Consider the following 15628-nt stretch of genomic DNA (forward strand, 5'->3'; position numbering starts at 1 on the left):
TGTGGACGGGGGCTCCGGCGTTGCGGGGCGCGTCAGTGGGTCTCGGTGACCTTGGCGAGCGCGCGGGGGGCGTCCGGGTCCTGGCCGCGGGCGATGGTGACCTCGTAGGCCAGCAGCTGCAGCGGCAGGATCTCCAGGATCGGCTGCACCTCCTCGGGCACGCCGGCCGGCAGCGCGAAGCCCGCCGAGGCGGCCTCCACCTGCGCCTGCTGGCCGACCACGACCAGGTCGGCACCACGGCCGCGCAGGCGGTCCAGGACCGGCTGCAGGGCCTCGCCGCCCTTGCCGTCCGGGACGATCGCGATGACCGGGGAGACGTTGTCGACCATGGCCAGCGGGCCGTGCAGCAGGTCGGCGCCGGAGAACGGGGAGGCCGGGATGTAGGTGGTCTCCATCAGCTTCAGCGCCGCCTCGCGGGCGGTGGGGTAGCCGTAGCCGCGCGAGGTGATGACCAGGCGCTGGGCGAAGCGGTAGCGCTCGGCCAGGGCCTTGACCTCGTCCTGGCGGGCCAGGACGCCGGCGGCCAGCTCCGGCAGGTCCTTGGCGGCCGCGCCGTCGCCGCCGCGCAGGCCCTCGACCAGCAGGTAGAGGGCGAGCAGCTCGGCGGTGTAGGTCTTGGTGGCGGGCAGCGCCTTCTCCGGGCCGGCCAGCACGTCGATGTGGAACTCGGAGACCTCGGCCAGCGGCGAGCCAGCGTTGTTGGTGACCGCCAGGGTGATGGCACCGGCCTCGCGGGCCGCCTTGGTGGAGGCGACGAGGTCCGGCGAGCCGCCCGACTGGCTGACGGTGATCACCAGCACGTCGGTCAGGTCCGGCTTGGCGCCGTAGGCGGTGGTGGTGGACATCGAGGTCAGGCCGGCCGGCTTGCCCAGCAGGATCTCGATCAGGTACTTGGCGTACAGCGCGGCGTTGTCCGAGGTGCCCCGCGCGGTCAGGAGGACGAACCGCGGCTTGCGGGCGGCGATCCGGGACGCGATCTCGAAGATCTTGGGGGCGCCCTCGTCGAGGATGCGCTGCAGGACGGCCGGCTGCTCGGCCATCTCCGCCGCCATGATCCGGCCAGGGACGGTCTGCGTGTCGGACATCGTGTGGGGCCTCCGATGAGATGGTTCCACCCCGGCCGGACGGGAATGCCCGGCGGGGACCTCTACGGCGGCGAGTCCGCACACTCGCTGCGGTGAATGCTTCGGCAATCCTACGGGGGCCGCCCGCCCGGGGCACATCCGAGGAGGCGCTCGCGGCGGGTCCCGCTGGTCCGGACGTGCGCGGAACCCCTCCCGGCGGTGCGGGGAGGGGGTCCGGCGTCCCGGGGACGGCGGCTCAGCCGGCCTTGTTGATGAGCTGGTCGATCGCGGCGTCCGCCTCCTTGGTGGCCTGGTCCACCGACTTGCCGCGGAGGATGGCGGTCAGCATGTCGGGCAGGATCTTCTGCTTCTCCACCAGGCCCCAGCCGGGGGCCAGCGGGGTGAACCAGGCGTCCGGCACCGCGTTGGCCGCGGCCGCGGTGGCCGGCTTGGTCTTCAGCGGGTTCAGCTGGGTGAGGTTGTTCGGCAGGATGTCCTTGTCCGCCAGCGCCTGCTCCGACTTGGCGCTGGTGAACATCCGGACCCAGTCGGTGGCCAGGGGCACCGTGGGCGACTTCGCGGTGACCGCGAGGGCCGAGCCGCCGATGAAGGTCGGCAGCGGCTTGCCGTTCGGGCCGGGCATGGTGGCGACCTTGACCGCGTCCTTGAGGCTCGGGTCGCCGGTGACCGGCGCGATGACGCTCGCCGCCTCGTAGCCGTTGCCGTAGAAGGACGCCGCGTGGCCGCGGGCCATCGCCTCGTACTGGTTCTGCTCGTTGACCGCCTGGTCGCCCTTGTTGTACTTGCGCACCAGGTCGATGAAGTGGTTGATGCCCTGCTGGGACTTGGGGTCGTTCAGGGTGCCGTGCCACATGCCGCCGCTGTCGAAGCGGGCGATGGCGCCGCCGTACGCGGAGACGTAGCTCATCGCGGCGTACCAGAACGAACCAGGCAGGTAGAGCGGGGAGAAGGTCTTGTCGGCCTTGTTCTTCTCCGCGATCTTGTCGAGTGCCGAACGCAGCTCGTCCTCGGTCTTGGGGAAGTCGGCGCTGCCGGTGGCCTGCTGGAAGGCCGCCGAGTTGTAGATCGCGACCCGGGCGCCCGCGTAGTACGGCACGCACCAGAGCTTGTCCTGGTAGGTGCAGGTGTTGGCGAGCGCCTTGATCCAGGTGTCGGCGTTGTCGAAGGTGGTGCGTTCCACCGGCGCCAGCGCACCGGAGAGCACATACTTCATGGTCTCGGTGTTGCCCAGCTCGACCACGTCCGGGGCGTTGCCGTCGACGATCGCCTTGTCGAGCTTGGCCACCTTGTCGGCCCAGCCCTGGTAGGCGAGCTTGAGGGTCACGTTCGGGTACTTGGCGGCGAACTCGTCGTTGACCCGCTGGACGAGGTCGGGCCAGTTCTTCTGGGCGTCGTCCATCAGCCAGACCGTCACGGTGCCGGTCGCGGCCGCGGGGTCCGCCGACGCGCTCTTCGCGTCGTCGGACGCCGAGCCGCCCGAGGAACACGCCGTCAGTCCGGCGGCCAGCGCCATGATGCCGACCGTCGCCATGAACCGACGCTTAATCACGCCATCCTCCGAGGGTGTTTTAGAGCTGGTGCCCGCCGGCGGCGCGCCGGCGCCCGACGGGACCGTGTCCAGGGAGGGGCGGCGAAGAGCTTCGGGGTGGGCCAATACCACATCCGGCCAAATTGAAATTCGAACCGGATGGATTGGAGCCTGGCCTAGACCACAGTTGGTGTCAACGCCAAATGGCCTGGCAGGCACGGCCGTTGCAGACCTGTTGTACCGCGTGGCGATCAGTTGTTCGACCGTCACCCTATGTAGAACTTAAGGCTGCCTTAAGGGCGATTTGAGGGAACATCGTCATCTTGCGAAGCCGCAGGTCACAGGGCGTCAACCGGCCGAAAAACGCCGAGGCCCGCCATGCGACATGCGCATGACGGGCCCTTTGGCCGAATGCCTCCCGGCACGCGGCGTGACGGTCCGACGGGGACTCAGCCGATCGTCCCCGACTGTCCGGTGAGGACCTCGACGGCGGCCAGCCCGCAGACCCGGGCGGCGCCGTGGGTGGCGACGTACAGCGCGCCGACCGGCTCGGACTGCGGCAGGCCCATCTCGACCACCGCGGCGTCCGGGCGGGCCGCCACCAGGCGGGCCAGCGCGGCCGTCATCCAGTCGTGGCGGTGGGCGTCGCGGACCACCAGCACCAGGCGGCGGTCGGCGGCCCCGGCCAGCACCTCGGCCACCACCGCGTCCAGCACCCCGGCCTCGGCGGCCTCCGGACCGACCTCGCGGGTCCGGGTGCCCGGGAAGCGGTCGGCCAGCATGTCCGCCACACCCCACGGGGTGACGTCGCCGACGGCGATGTTCGGCTGGGCGGAGAACGAGACCACGAACGGGCGCTCGGTCACCGGCAGCACCTCCCGGCCCGGCGCGCGGACCACCCGCAGCGCCCGGCGGGCCGCCCGCAGGCCGACCGCGAGGTCCGCCTCCGGCCGCTCGCCCTGGGCCGCGATCCGGCCCCAGCTGCCGAGCGCGCGCACCCGGGCGGCCGCGTCGGCGAGCCGCTCCTCCGGGAGCCGGCCCGATGCCACGCCCGCCACGATGGCGTCACGCAGCATCAGCACGGTGTCCTCGTCGGCCAGGCCGCCGCCCACGCAGATCGCGTCCGCGCCGGCCGCCAGGGCCAGCACGGTGCCCTCGCCCATGCCGAAGGTGTCGGCGATGGCGCCCATCTCGATCGCGTCGCTGACGATCAGGCCCTGGTAGCCGAGGCCGCCGTCCTCGGGGGCGGCGCGCAGCAGGTCGCGCAGCACGGCCGGGCTGAGCGTGGCGGGCAGCTTGGGGTCGAGCGCCGGGATCATGATGTGGGCCGTCATGACGGCCTTGGTCCCGGCGGCGATCGCGGCCTGGAACGGGATCAGGTCGCGGGCGCGCAGCACGTCCAGGTCGACGTCGATGACCGGCAGGCCGTGGTGCGAGTCGACGGCGGTGTCGCCGTGGCCCGGGAAGTGCTTGGAGCAGGCCGCGACACCGGCCGACTGCAGGCCCTCCACCCAGGCGGCGGTGTGCCGGGCGCACAGCTCCGGGTCGGCGCCGAAGGAGCGCACGCCGATCACCGGGTTGCGCGGGTTGGAGTTGACGTCCGCGGTGGGCGCCCAGTTGTAGTTGACGCCGGCGGCGGCCAGCGCCCGGCCCAGCTCACGGGCGACGTCGCGGGTCAGCTCCGGGTCGTCGATGGCGCCGAGGGCGAGGTTGCCCGGCCAGGACGAGCCGGAGCCCGCCTCCAGCCGGGTGACGTCGCCGGACTCCTCGTCGATGGCGATCAGCACGTCGGGGTTCTCGGCCCGCAGCGCGGCGGTGAGCGCGGCGAGCTGGCCGAGGTCGGCCACGTTGCGGTCGAAGAGCGCGACCGAGCCCAGGCCGGCCGCCAGGTGGCGGCGCAGCCACTCCGGCGGCTCGGTGCCGACGAAGCCGGGCTGCAGGACGGTCAGCGCGTCGCGGTGCAACTGGTCCGAGGCCGGGAGGGTGGGAACGAGGATGCTCACGGGGGATCAGCCCTTCACGGCGCCGTCGGTGAGGCCACCGACCGCCTTGCGCTGCAGGAAGACGAACAGGATCAGCACCGGGATGGCGAACATCGTGGACGCGGCCATGGTGGCACCCCAGTCGTTGCCGAAGGCGGTCTTGAAGGAGGACAGCCACAGCGGGAGGGTCTGCCCCTGGCCCTCTTCCTTGTTGAGGATCAGGACGAGGGGGAACTCGTTCCACGCGGTGATGAAGCCGAACAGCGAGGTCGACATCAGGCCGGGGGCCAGCAGCGGGAAGATCACCTTGACGAAGGCCTGGGTGCGGGTGCAGCCGTCCACCATCGCCGACTCCTCCAGCTCCTTGGGCACCGCGGCGATGAAGCTGCGCAGCGTCCAGATCGTGAAGGGCAGGACCATCATCATGTAGAAGAGGGTCAGCGGCAGCAGGCTGTTCAGCATGTTGTTGTCGCGCGAGATCATGTAGACCGCGATGGTCATGACCTCCCAGGGCGCCATCTGCGCGACCATCACGACCAGGACGAAGGTCTTGCGGCCGCGGAACTTCATCCGGGCGATGGCGAAGGAGGCGAGCGTCGCGATCACCAGGGAGGCCAGGACGGCGCCGACGGTGACGACGAAGCTGTTGGTGACGTAGGTCCAGAAGTGCTTGGCGTCGATCGCCTTGACGTAGTGGTCCAGCGTCCCCTGGAACGGGATGAAGACCGGCGTCTTGCTGATGATGTCGCTGTCCTTCTTGAAGGACGTCGCGACCATCCAGTAGACGGGGAAGATGAAGAAGACGAAGAGGACGACCGCGAGCACGTTCGGCCAGGTGCGTCCGATGAGTGAGCGCCTCACAGCTCGTCCTCCTGCTTGAGCATGATGCGGAAGTAGTACGCCATCAGGGCGCCCAGCATCAGGATGGTAAGCACGGCGATCGCGGAGCCGACGCCGTAGTGCTGGCCCGAGGAACCCTCAAGGAAGGCGTGCACGGGCAGGTTCCGGGTGAGGTTCTCCGGGCCGCCCGCGTTGATCGCGTAGACCTGGGTGAAGGCCTTGAACACCCAGATGACCTCAAGGAAGCTCGTGGCCAGGAAGAAGGGCTTCAGGTTGGGGAAGATCACCGAACCGAAGATCTTGAAGGCGCCCGCGCCGTCCATCCGGGCGGCCTCGTACAGCTCCTTCGGGATCGTGGTGAGACCCGCGTACATGTTGAACGCGACGAACGGGATCGACTGCCAGACGATCAGCAGGATGATCACGAAGTACGTCGAGTACTGGTCGCTCATCCAGTTGTAGTCGGCCATCGAGTGCCAGCCGAGCTTGTCGAGGAACCAGTTGACGACGCCCCACTGCTGGTCGAACAGCCAGGAGTAGACGGTGGTCGCGGCGACCACCGGCATCGCCCAGGCCATCAGCAGGCCGACCGAGAGCACCAGGCGCATCGCCTTGCCGAGGCGGTTGAGCAGCAGGCCGATCAGGGTGCCGCCGGCCATGATCAGCACGACGTTCACCAGGGTGAAGGCGACCGTGCGTCCGGTGACCGCCCAGAAGTCCGGGTCGGTCAGCTGCTCCGTGTAGTTGTCGAAGCCGTTCCACTCGGTCAGGTGCATGACGAGCTGGCGCCTGTTGAGGTTCTGGAACGACAGCAGGACAGTCTTGACCAGCGGCCAGCCGAGCAGGGCGAGCGTCGCCACGGTGGCCGGCAGCAGGAGCAGATAAGGGGCGGCCTTGGCGCCGAAGCTACGGCCGTCCGCCGATCTCGCGCTCTTCTTCGGGGTGCCCTTGGCGCCGCCACCACCGGCGCTCGTCTTGATAGTGGCCACAGCAGCCTTCCCTGAATCCGGAGACTGTGTGTGCACCCGCTCGGAATGCACAGCCATCGTTCTCACTTCCTCAATACCCGACCACGACGGACAGGCGCCGCCCACCGGCCCCCCGCCGGGAGCCGGTGAGCGACGCCGCTCGATTGCTTACTGCTTCTGGTTGAGCCGCTTCGCGATCTCGTCGTCGTACTTCTTGGCGGTGGCGGCGTACTCGCCGCCCTGCAGGGCCGCGGTCAGGAACTCCTTGATCGGGTTCGGCTTGTCCTCGACGCTGGCCCAGTTCGGGGTGTTCGGGGTGATCGCACCCTGCTTCGCGGCCGGCACGGCGGCCTTGGCGAAGTCACCGGTGACCTGGCCGGCCAGCGACTCCTTGTTCGGGATGTTGCCGGCGGCCGCGACCAGACCCTCGTTCTTGTCGTTGAGGGCGACCTTCAGGAAGTCCTTGGCCATGTCGGTGTTCTTGCTGTTCTGGGAGATGGCCAGGTTCGAGCCACCGAGGAACACACCGGAGGGCTTGTCAGCGGTCTTGCCCGGCAGCGGGAAGAAGCCGATCTTGCTCGCCGACAGCTCCTCCTCCTTCGGGAGCTCCCAGCCGAGGCCGATCATGGCGCCGACGTTGCCCTTGGCGAAGACGTCCTTCTGCTGCGGGGTGGCCTCGTCCTTGTCCTTCGGGGCCTTCGAGTAGCTCTGCAGCTTCTTGTAGGTCTCGAAGGCGCGCTGGGCCTCGGGCGACGACAGGCCGCCGACCCACTTGTCGCCCTCCTTCTTGGCGAGGTTGCCACCCTCGGCGGCGAGCAGGCCGAAGTAGACGTACCACTCCTGGCCCGGCATGTAGATCGCGTCCTCGACGCCCGGGGTGGCCTTGAGCTTCTCAAGGTCGGCGTAGAACTCGTCGAGGGTCTTCGGCGCCTCGGCGAGGCCGGCGGCCTTCCACAGGTCCTTGTTGTAGGCGACCACGCGGTTGGAGACCCACCACGGGGCGGCGTACTGCTTGCCGTCGAGGATCGCGGCCTCGTTCTGGTTCTTGGCCCAGTCGGCGCCGCCCAGGTACGCCTTGTCCTTGGTGATGTCGAGCAGGCCGCCCGAGGCCGCGTAGCCCGCGGTCTGGGTGTTACCGACCTCGACGACGTCGACAGAGCCCTCGGAGAGCGCGGCGGTGATCTTCTGGCCGATGCCGTCCCACTGCTGCTCCTGGAACTCGAGCTTCGAGCCGGGGAAGGTCGTCTCGAACTCGGACTTGACCGAGTCGGTCCAGCCCTTGGGGGCCGAGCCACTCATCAGCCAGACCTTGAGCGTCTTGCCGTTGTAGTCCTTCTTGTCCGAGGACGCGGCGGCCGAGCTGCCCGAGTCGCCCTCCTTCTTGGCGTCCGAGCCGCAAGCCGCGAGACCAACAACCATGGCCGCGACGCCGACCGCCGCGATGAGCTGACGCTTCACGCCATCCTCCTGAGGGATGCCTGGTTACCCCCGTCGGGTGGCCGTGGCGGCATACCCACACAAGGTGGGAGGAATGGTGCCGCGACTCCAGCGAACGGGTGGGGGGATTCATAGTGACCGGCCTAGTGGTGTAGACCAGATGCCTGGAGCTTGGCCTAGACCAATGGGCGTGTCAACGGCTGTTCGACCGATCCGGACCACCCGTTATCAAGCCGACACCGCACCCTGTTCATCGCGTGATGAGGTATTCGTTCCGTAGCCATACATGCAACGATGTGAGCCGTTAATCATGCGGTGGGGCTTCGCGAGAGCTCTGGGAGAAGCGGGAGACAGGTCCGATGAGCAGCGACGGGGGCACCACGGCCCAGGTCAACGACCCCCAGGTGAGGAATCCCGCCCCGCAGGGCGGCGCGGACCCGACGGCCCGGGTACCGAAGTACTACGGCCTCAAGCGCCACCTCCTGCAGCTTACCGAGACCCAGCCCGCCGGCACCCCCGTTCCTCCCGAACGGGCACTGGCCGCGCAGTTCGACACCTCCCGCACCACCGTCCGGCAGGCGTTGCAGGAGCTCGTCGTCGAGGGGCGGCTGGAGCGCATCCAGGGCAAGGGCACCTTCGTCGCCAAGCCCAAGGTGGCCCAGGCCCTCCAGCTCACCTCCTACACCGAGGACATGCGCGCCCAGGGCCTGGAGCCCACCTCCCGGCTGATCGAGATCGGCTACATCTCCGCCGACGACCGGCTGGCCCCGCTGCTGGACATCAAGCCCGGCGGCCGCGTGCTGCGGATCGAGCGCCTGCGCCTGGCCAACGGCGACCCGATGGCGATCGAGGTGGCCCACCTGTCCGCCAAGCGGTTCCCCGCGCTGCGCCGCAACCTGGCCAAGCACAACTCGCTCTACACCGCCCTGCGCGAGGTCTACGGGGTGACCGTGGCCGAGGCCGAGGAGACCATCGAGACCACCCTCGCCAACCCGCGCGAGGCCGGACTGCTCGGCTCCGACCTCGGACTGCCGATGCTCCAGCTCTCCCGGCACTCCTTCGACCCGGACGGGGACCCGGTCGAGTGGGTGCGCTCCATCTACCGCGGCGACCGCTACAAGTTCATCACCCGGCTCAAGCGGCCGGAGTAGTCCGACCCGGCGCGTACGCGCTCCCGGGCCCCGGCGTGCGAGTAGCGCGCGCCGGGGCCCGTTGCGTGGCCCGGGCGCGCACGGGGCCCGGATGGCGGGAAGTCGTCCCGGATCCGGTGACACGGATCACGCGATGCTCTAGATTCCGCATCCGTACTGACTGCCGATCACCAGAGGTGCTGCTCGGCGGACCACCGGGGGCGCACGCTTCCCCGGGGGTTGCGGCGCCGGCGAGGTGAACCCTCCGGAGCGGAGCCGAACCATGTCGTCAGACCTCACCGACCGACCTGTCATGCCCGAGCCAGACCAACCGGGAGGACCCGACCTCCCGGTGGTCACCCCCGAACGGGTGCTGGCCGTCCTCGCCCTGCTGGTGCCGATCGTCGCGATGCTCTGGGTGGGCTCGTACGACAAGACCGGGCCCGAGGCCGGCGGCGTCCCCTTCTTCTACTGGTACCAGCTGCTCTGGGTGCCGGTCTCGGCCGTCTTCACGGTCGCCGCCTACCTGCTGGTCAACCGGGACGAGAAGGCCCGCCGGGCCGCCCGGGCGCGGAAGGCGGGTGGCGCCCGGTGAACGGGGTCAACGTGCCCGCGCTGGCGGTATTCGTCCTCTTCTTCCTGCTGGTCACCGTGATGGGCTTCCTCGCCTCCCGGTGGCGGCGCGCCGACAACGCGCTCCACCTCGACGAGTGGGGCCTCGGCGGGCGCAGCTTCGGGACCTGGGTCACCTGGTTCCTGCTCGGCGGCGACCTCTACACCGCGTACACCTTCGTCGCCGTCCCCGCCGCCGTCTACGCGACCGGCGCCGCGGGCTTCTTCGCCGTCCCCTACACGATCATCGCCTACCCGCTGGTCTTCCTCTTCCTCCCCCGGCTCTGGTCGGTCTCCCGGGTGCACGGCTACGTCACCCCGGCCGACTTCGTGCGCGGGCGCTACGGCTCCCGGCCGCTGTCGCTGATGGTGGCGCTGACCGGCATCCTCGCCACCATGCCGTACATCGCGCTCCAGCTGGTCGGCATCCAGGCCGTGCTGGACGTGCTGGGCGTCGGCGGGGGCGAGAGCGCCAACTGGTTCGTCAAGGACCTGCCGCTGTTCATCGCCTTCGGCGTGCTCGCCGCGTACACCTACTCCTCCGGGCTGCGCGCGCCGGCGCTGATCGCCTTCGTCAAGGACGCCCTGGTCTACCTGGTGATCATCGTCGCGGTGATCTACATCCCGATCCGGCTGGGCGGCTACGGCCACATCTTCGACGCGGTCGGCGAGCGGTTCAGCGCCCCCAAGTCGGCCGGCTCGCTCACCGTGCCGGAGAACAAGCAGTGGACGTACGCCACGCTGGCGCTCGGCTCGGCGATGGCGCTGTTCATGTACCCGCACTCGGTGACCGGCGTCCTGGCCAGCCGGTCCCGCAACACGGTGCGCCGGAACATGGCGATCATGCCCGCGTACTCGCTGATGCTGGGCCTGCTGGCGCTGCTCGGCTACATGGCGATCGCCGCCGGGGTCGGCAAGGGCGACAAGAACTTCAACACCCAGCTCTCGGTGCCGCAGCTGTTCGAGAACATGTTCCCCGACTGGTTCACCGGCGTCGCCTTCGCCGCGATCGGCATCGGCGCGCTCGTCCCGGCGGCGATCATGTCCATCGCGGCGGCGAACCTCTTCACCCGCAACGTCTACAAGGAGTACCTGCGGCCCGCCGCGACCCCGGCCGACGAGACCCGGGTCGCCAAGCTGGTCTCGCTGCTGGTCAAGGTCGGCGCGCTGGTCTTCGTGCTCGGCATGGACAAGCAGGCGGCGATCAACCTCCAGCTGCTCGGCGGCCTGTGGATCCTGCAGACCTTCGTCTCGATCGTCGGCGGCCTGTTCACCCGCTGGTTCCACCACTGGGCGCTGCTCGCCGGCTGGGCGGCCGGCATGGTCTACGGCACCTGGGAGGCGTACGGGATCGCCAGTCCCAAGACCAAGCACTTCGGCGGGAACGCGGCCGAGATCCCCGGCATCGGCGAGATCGGCTACATCGGCCTCACCGCCTTCGTCCTCAACCTGCTGGTCTCGGTGGCGCTCACGCTGGTCCTGCGCGCCGTCAAGGCGCCGGACGGCCCGGACGAGACCCGGCCGGGCGACTACAGCGCCGAGGGCGGCGACGAGGCACCGGAGAACGCGCCGGAGCCCGTAGCGGCGCACTGATACGCCTCACGCGCCCTGTGGTCGCGCCGTCTCCTCCATCAACACTGGAGGGGGCGGCGCGATCATATGTATGAACGGCCGCGTGCTTAGGGCACCACACTCAGGGCACCAACCAGACCGGACCGACAACCGGCCGGCAACTGAACGACCCACGGGGAGCGGCGGCAGATGGCAGAACTCGGCACCACCCTCAACGGCCAGCACCACACCGACGGACGGCACCGGCCGGCCGGCCCGCACCGGACCGCCGGCGCCGTCGCGGCCACCACGGCCCTCGGACCGCCGCCCCTCCCCTCGGTCCTGGTCGCCACCCGCCACGGCGAGTCCACCGCCAACGTCGAGTTCCAGCTCGCCGAGGCGGCCGGCGCGCTCACCGTGCCGATCACCAGCCGGGACGCGGACATCCCGCTCTCCCTGCACGGCCAGCAGCAGGCCCACGCGCTCGGCCGCTGGTGGGCCGCGCTGCCCAGCGCCGACCGGCCGCGCAGCGTCTGGTGCTCGCCCTACGTGCGCACCGCCGAGACCGCCCGGATCGCGCTCGCCCAGGCCGCCGGCCTCGGCGCCGTCCCGGTCTCGCTCGCCGTCCGCTACGACGAGCGGCTGCGCGACCGCGAGCTCGGCGTCCTGGAGATGCTGCCCAAGGCGGCCATCGAGACCGGGCACCCCGAGGAGGCCGCCCGGCGGCGGAAGATGGGCGAGCTGTACTACCGCCCGCCCGGCGGCGAGTCCTGGGCGGACGTGGCGCTGCGGGTGCGCAGCGTGCTGCGCGACATCGGCGCGGAGGAGGCCGGGCGGCCGGTGCTGGTGGTCGCGCACGACTGCACGGTGCTCATGCTCCGGTACGTGCTGGACCGGCTCACCGAGGAGCAGCTGACCGCGCTGGAGCCGGTGCGCAACTGCTCGGCGAGCGTCTGGCGGGCCGAGGGCGGCCGGCTGCGGCCGGACCGCTGGAACCACACCGGGCACCTGGAGGACGCGGGCTGAGCCCGTCCTAGCCCCGCCTGGGCCCGCCTGGACCCGCCTAGACCCGCACGGCGACCGCTGCGGCGGGCTCGGCGAAGCAGCGGCGGTAGGCCAGCGGCGTGGTGCCCAGCCGGCGGCCGAAGTGGTGCCGCAGGGTGGCCGCGTTGCCGAAGCCGCAGCGGGTGGCGATGGCGTCCACCGGCTCGGTGGTCGACTCCAGCAGCCGCTGGGCGAGCAGCAGCCGCTGCCCGGTCAGCCAGCGGTGCGGGGTGGTGCCGGTCTCCTGGTGGAAGCGCCGGGCGAAGGTGCGCGGCGACATGTGGACCCGGGCGGCCAGCTGCTCGACGCTCGTCCCCTCGTCCAGGTGGTGGCGCATCCAGTCGAGCAGCGGGGCGAGCGACTCGCCGTCGCCCTCCGGGAGCGGCCGGTGCACGAACTGGGCCTGCCCGCCCTCGCGGTGCGGCGCCACCACCATCCGGCGGGCGATCGCCCGGGCCACCTCGGCGCCCTGCGCCTTGCGCACCAGGTGCAGGCAGGCGTCGATGCCGGCCGCCGTGCCGGCGGAGGTGATCACCGGGTCGTCGTCCACGTAGAGGACGTCCGGCTCGACCGTGGTCCTCGGATGGCGGGCGGCCAGGTCGGTGGTGTACCGCCAGTGCGTGGTGGCCCGGCGGCCGTCCAGCAGGCCGGCGGCGCCCAGCACGAAGGCGCCGCTGCAGATGGACAGCACCCGGGCGCCGCGCTCGACGGTCGCCCGCAGCGCGTCCAGCAGCGGCGCCGGGTAGTCGGCGCTCAGCGAGGAGGCGGTGACCACCACCAGGTCGGCGGCGGCGAGCCGTTCGGGACCGTGCGGGACGTCGATGGCGAAGCCGGCGTGGGTGCGGTGCGGGCCCGGGCGGGCGCCGGCGATCGCGAAGTCGTAGGCGGGCAGCCCCTCCCCGCTCCGGTCGAGGCCGAACACCTCGCAGGCGACGCCCAGTTCGAAGGGATGGACGTCCTCCATGACGACGGCCACGACGTTCTTCAGCATGCCGCCAGGGTAACCCGCCCGCTGGCAGTTTTTCGATGGCATCGGGCATTCCTGCCACTCGCCCCGGATCCGCGCCGCCGGGAGAGTGGACCCATGGATTCCGACACGCTCGCCAGCGCACTCGCCCTGCTCGGGGCCGTCGGCGGCTTCGGCCTGCTCGGCGGCCTGATCGGGCGGGAGGTGGCGCGGCAGAAGGCCACCGGACGCGACAACTGGCACCGTCCGGGCGGCTACCCGCACGACCCCGCCCTGCCGGACCGGCTCTACGGCACCCTGCCCGCCGCCTCGCTCCGCCCGTCCGCCGACCCCGCCACCTCCACCGCCACCGCCGTCATCGCCCTCGAAGCGGAGGCCCGCACCCCGCTCAGCACCGTGCCGTGCGATTCCGGCACACTGACCGGATGGACATCGTCATCCGCCCGGCCCGCGCCGAGGAGTTCGAGGAAGCCGGCCGCATAACCGTCGAGGCCTTCGTCGGCGGCGGCTTCACCTCCCCCGGGAGCCCGTACGCGCACCGGCTGGCCGACGCGGCCACCCGGGCCGCCGAGGCCGAACTGCTGGTCGCGGTGGACGCGTCCGACGGCACGGTCCTCGGCTCGGTCACCTTCGCGGTCGGCGGCACCCCGTGGGCGGACATCGCCACCCCCGAGGAGGGCGAGATCCGGATGCTCGCCACCGCCACGGCCGCGCGCGGTCGGGGCACCGGCGAGGCCCTGGTGCGCGCCGCGCTCACCCGCAGCCGCGAACTCGGCCTGACCGGCATGGCGTTCTCCACCCAGCCGGAGATGACCACCGCGCACCGGATCTACGAGCGGGTCGGCTTCCGCCGCGCCCCGGAGCGCGACTGGTCGCCGATCCCCGGCGTCGACCTGATGGTGTACAGCCTGGCCTTCTGACCGGTCACCCGGTCTTGCGCTCCAGCAGCACCAGCCGCAGGTGGGGCAGGTTCTCGGTGCGGACCGGGCGGAAGCCGTTCAGCTCCTTGGCCACCTTGTCCGAGACGGCGCCGAACGGCCGGCGGTCGTTGCCGGCCACCAGCAGCCAGACCCGCCGGGTGCCGGCCAGGCAGCGGGCCGGCTCCTCGCACTCCAGCGCGCCGAAGCTGCCGGCCCGCTCGGCGGAGACCGACAGCAGCACGTCCGCGGGCGCCGGGCGGCCGCGCAGCTCGTAGGCCAGGGAGCGGCGCAGCGAGCTGCCCGGCTCGTACACCACGCCGTCGCCCGGGCGCACGCCCTCGCCGATCAGCCGGGCGGCGGCCGGGGCGTCCGCCTCGCCGGGCAGGTCCGCGCGCACGGACGCCTGCGCGGGCCAGGCGAGCACGCCGGCCAGCGCGACGGCCGCCACCAGCGGGGCCGGCCCGGCCACCCAGCGCGGCGGCGTCCCCGAGGCGGTGAACCGGGAGACCAGGCCGGGCAGCCGCCCGACCGCCTCGGCGCCCAGCAGGGCCCAGGCGGGCACCGTGAAGAGCAGGTAGCGGGCGAGGAACAGGTGCAGCCAGTGCGCCGTCCCCAGGGTCAGCAGCACCGGCAGCAGCGCCCAGCAGATCAGCAGACCGGCGCCCCGCTGGCGCAGCACCAGCAGGCTCACCGCGCCCAGCACGGCGGCCACCAGCAGCGTCCAGCCGAACGCGGCGGACCCGGCCAGGTCGGTGACCAGCATGCCGAGGTCGTCCCAGTCCCGCTCGTTCCAGGCGATCTGCCCGCTCTGGCCGGCGCCGAGCAGCAGCAGCGGGCTCAGCAGCAGCACCGCCCCCGCCGAGGCCAGCGCCCAGCGGCCGAGCAGGACCCAGCGCGTGCCGCCGTCGTCCGGCGCGGCCGGTGCGCGGCGGAACTCGCGGGCCACCAGCAGCAGGTGGCCGGGCAGCACCATCAGCGTCACCACATGGGTCAGTCCCATGGCGACCACGGTGAGCCCGTAACCGGCCCAGGCGAGCGGGACGGCGCGCGGCGCGGCCGGCACCGGCCCCGGGCGGTCCTGGACCAGCCGGGTCAGCAGCAGGGTGCTGCCGGCCGCCGCCAGCACGGCGAAGGCGTACGGGCGGGCGTCCTGGCCGTACCAGGTGATCGCGGGGCAGACGGCGAACAGCAGGCCGCCGAGCAGCCCGGCCCGGGGTGAGAGCAGACGCCGGCCGAGCAGGGCCACACAGCCGGCGGCGGCGGCCATGGCGAGCGCCGAGGGCAGCCGCAGCGCGGCCTCGGAGTCGCCCGCGACGGCGATCCACAGGCGCAGCAGCACGTAGTAGGGCGCCAGCACCAGGTCCATGTTCCCGAGCAGCGCGCCGAGGTCGGACCAGGACAGGGTGGCCGCCCACCAGGAGGCGTGCTCGTCCCGCCAGAGCTGGCGGTCCCCGATGCCGTAGAGGCAGAGCGCCAGGGTGAGCAGGACCGGCGGCAGGGCGACGCCCAGCGTGGCGCGCCACCGCGGGGCCCCCTCGTCGGCGTCCAGCACGGCGCGGCCCGC

At 71.5% G+C, this 15628-nt stretch carries 14 protein-coding genes; 6 read left to right on the forward strand and 8 right to left on the reverse strand.

Going from position 1 to position 15628, the window contains the following annotated elements:
• Nucleotides 1–32: 32 nt before the first annotated feature.
• The 6 genes from ABD308_RS14565 to ABD308_RS14590 all read right to left on the reverse strand — a co-directional run bounded on the left by ABD308_RS14565 (nt 33) and on the right by ABD308_RS14590 (nt 7861).
• The gene (locus ABD308_RS14565) at nt 33–1085 is read right to left on the reverse strand and encodes an SIS domain-containing protein (protein WP_344333609.1); all 1053 of its coding nucleotides are present in this window, start codon (nt 1083–1085) and stop codon (nt 33–35) included.
• Nucleotides 1086–1320: 235 nt separating this feature from the next.
• Nucleotides 1321–2631, reverse strand: a complete 1311-nt coding sequence (locus ABD308_RS14570) for an extracellular solute-binding protein (protein WP_344333653.1) — start codon at nt 2629–2631, stop codon at nt 1321–1323.
• A gap of 431 nt (nt 2632–3062) precedes the next feature.
• The gene (locus tag ABD308_RS14575) at nt 3063–4616 is read right to left on the reverse strand and encodes a glycoside hydrolase family 3 protein (RefSeq protein WP_344333612.1); all 1554 of its coding nucleotides are present in this window, start codon (nt 4614–4616) and stop codon (nt 3063–3065) included.
• Between the two features lie 6 nt (nt 4617–4622).
• Nucleotides 4623–5456 (reverse strand): carbohydrate ABC transporter permease, encoded by an 834-nt coding sequence (locus tag ABD308_RS14580; RefSeq protein WP_344333616.1) that lies wholly within the window; start codon nt 5454–5456, stop codon nt 4623–4625.
• Entirely contained in the window at nt 5453–6481 is a 1029-nt protein-coding gene (locus ABD308_RS14585) for a carbohydrate ABC transporter permease (RefSeq protein ID WP_344333619.1), read from the reverse strand. Before ABD308_RS14585 ends, ABD308_RS14580 begins: the two co-directional genes overlap by 4 nt.
• A gap of 90 nt (nt 6482–6571) precedes the next feature.
• Nucleotides 6572–7861, reverse strand: coding sequence for an extracellular solute-binding protein (locus ABD308_RS14590; RefSeq protein ID WP_344333623.1), 1290 nt, complete (start codon nt 7859–7861; stop codon nt 6572–6574).
• A 338-nt stretch (nt 7862–8199) separates the two neighbouring features.
• Between ABD308_RS14590 and ABD308_RS14595 the strand changes: the two genes are divergently transcribed.
• From ABD308_RS14595 to ABD308_RS14610, 4 genes are all read left to right on the forward strand, one after another.
• Nucleotides 8200–8991 carry a GntR family transcriptional regulator gene (locus ABD308_RS14595; RefSeq protein WP_344333626.1) on the forward strand — a complete coding sequence of 264 codons (792 nt, stop codon included), beginning with the start codon at nt 8200–8202 and terminating at the stop codon, nt 8989–8991.
• A gap of 292 nt (nt 8992–9283) precedes the next feature.
• Nucleotides 9284–9565 carry a DUF3311 domain-containing protein gene (locus tag ABD308_RS14600; RefSeq protein WP_344333629.1) on the forward strand — a complete coding sequence of 94 codons (282 nt, stop codon included), beginning with the start codon at nt 9284–9286 and terminating at the stop codon, nt 9563–9565.
• A 59-nt stretch (nt 9566–9624) separates the two neighbouring features.
• Entirely contained in the window at nt 9625–11175 is a 1551-nt protein-coding gene (mctP, locus tag ABD308_RS14605) for a monocarboxylate uptake permease MctP (protein WP_425554767.1), read from the forward strand.
• Nucleotides 11176–11343: 168 nt separating this feature from the next.
• Nucleotides 11344–12159 carry a histidine phosphatase family protein gene (locus ABD308_RS14610; RefSeq protein WP_344333635.1) on the forward strand — a complete coding sequence of 272 codons (816 nt, stop codon included), beginning with the start codon at nt 11344–11346 and terminating at the stop codon, nt 12157–12159.
• 37 nt (nt 12160–12196) lie between these two features.
• Here ABD308_RS14610 and ABD308_RS14615 read toward each other — a convergent pair whose 3' ends face one another.
• On the reverse strand, nt 12197–13168 hold the full coding sequence (locus ABD308_RS14615) for a helix-turn-helix domain-containing protein (protein WP_344333637.1): 972 nt from the start codon (nt 13166–13168) through the stop codon (nt 12197–12199).
• Nucleotides 13169–13261: 93 nt separating this feature from the next.
• Between ABD308_RS14615 and ABD308_RS14620 the strand changes: the two genes are divergently transcribed.
• Entirely contained in the window at nt 13262–13627 is a 366-nt protein-coding gene (locus ABD308_RS14620; protein WP_344333640.1) for a hypothetical protein, read from the forward strand.
• On the forward strand, nt 13570–14064 hold the full coding sequence (locus ABD308_RS14625; protein ID WP_344333644.1) for a GNAT family N-acetyltransferase: 495 nt from the start codon (nt 13570–13572) through the stop codon (nt 14062–14064). The genes ABD308_RS14620 and ABD308_RS14625 overlap by 58 nt, the downstream gene beginning before the upstream one ends.
• Nucleotides 14065–14068: 4 nt before the next feature.
• On the opposite strand, the gene ABD308_RS14630 is transcribed toward ABD308_RS14625, so the two are convergent.
• Nucleotides 14069–15628 (reverse strand): glycosyltransferase family 39 protein (locus tag ABD308_RS14630; RefSeq protein WP_344333646.1); only part of this gene is annotated, 1560 nt, incomplete at its 5' end.

It is taken from the genome of Kitasatospora putterlickiae, from assembly GCF_039527695.1.
Lineage (GTDB): Bacteria > Actinomycetota > Actinomycetes > Streptomycetales > Streptomycetaceae > Kitasatospora > Kitasatospora putterlickiae.

Coding starts and splice junctions, on each gene's coding strand:
- mctP (WP_425554767.1), top strand. CDS start 9,625: ATGGGCTTCCTCGCCTCCCGGTGGCGGCGCGCCGACAACGCGCTCCAC.
- ABD308_RS14565 (WP_344333609.1), bottom strand. CDS start 1,085: ATGTCCGACACGCAGACCGTCCCTGGCCGGATCATGGCGGCGGAGATG.
- ABD308_RS14620 (WP_344333640.1), top strand. CDS start 13,262: ATGGATTCCGACACGCTCGCCAGCGCACTCGCCCTGCTCGGGGCCGTC.
- ABD308_RS14585 (WP_344333619.1), bottom strand. CDS start 6,481: ATGGCTGTGCATTCCGAGCGGGTGCACACACAGTCTCCGGATTCAGGG.
- ABD308_RS14615 (WP_344333637.1), bottom strand. CDS start 13,168: ATGCTGAAGAACGTCGTGGCCGTCGTCATGGAGGACGTCCATCCCTTC.
- ABD308_RS14600 (WP_344333629.1), top strand. CDS start 9,284: ATGCCCGAGCCAGACCAACCGGGAGGACCCGACCTCCCGGTGGTCACC.
- ABD308_RS14610 (WP_344333635.1), top strand. CDS start 11,344: ATGGCAGAACTCGGCACCACCCTCAACGGCCAGCACCACACCGACGGA.
- ABD308_RS14625 (WP_344333644.1), top strand. CDS start 13,570: ATGGACATCGTCATCCGCCCGGCCCGCGCCGAGGAGTTCGAGGAAGCC.
- ABD308_RS14595 (WP_344333626.1), top strand. CDS start 8,200: ATGAGCAGCGACGGGGGCACCACGGCCCAGGTCAACGACCCCCAGGTG.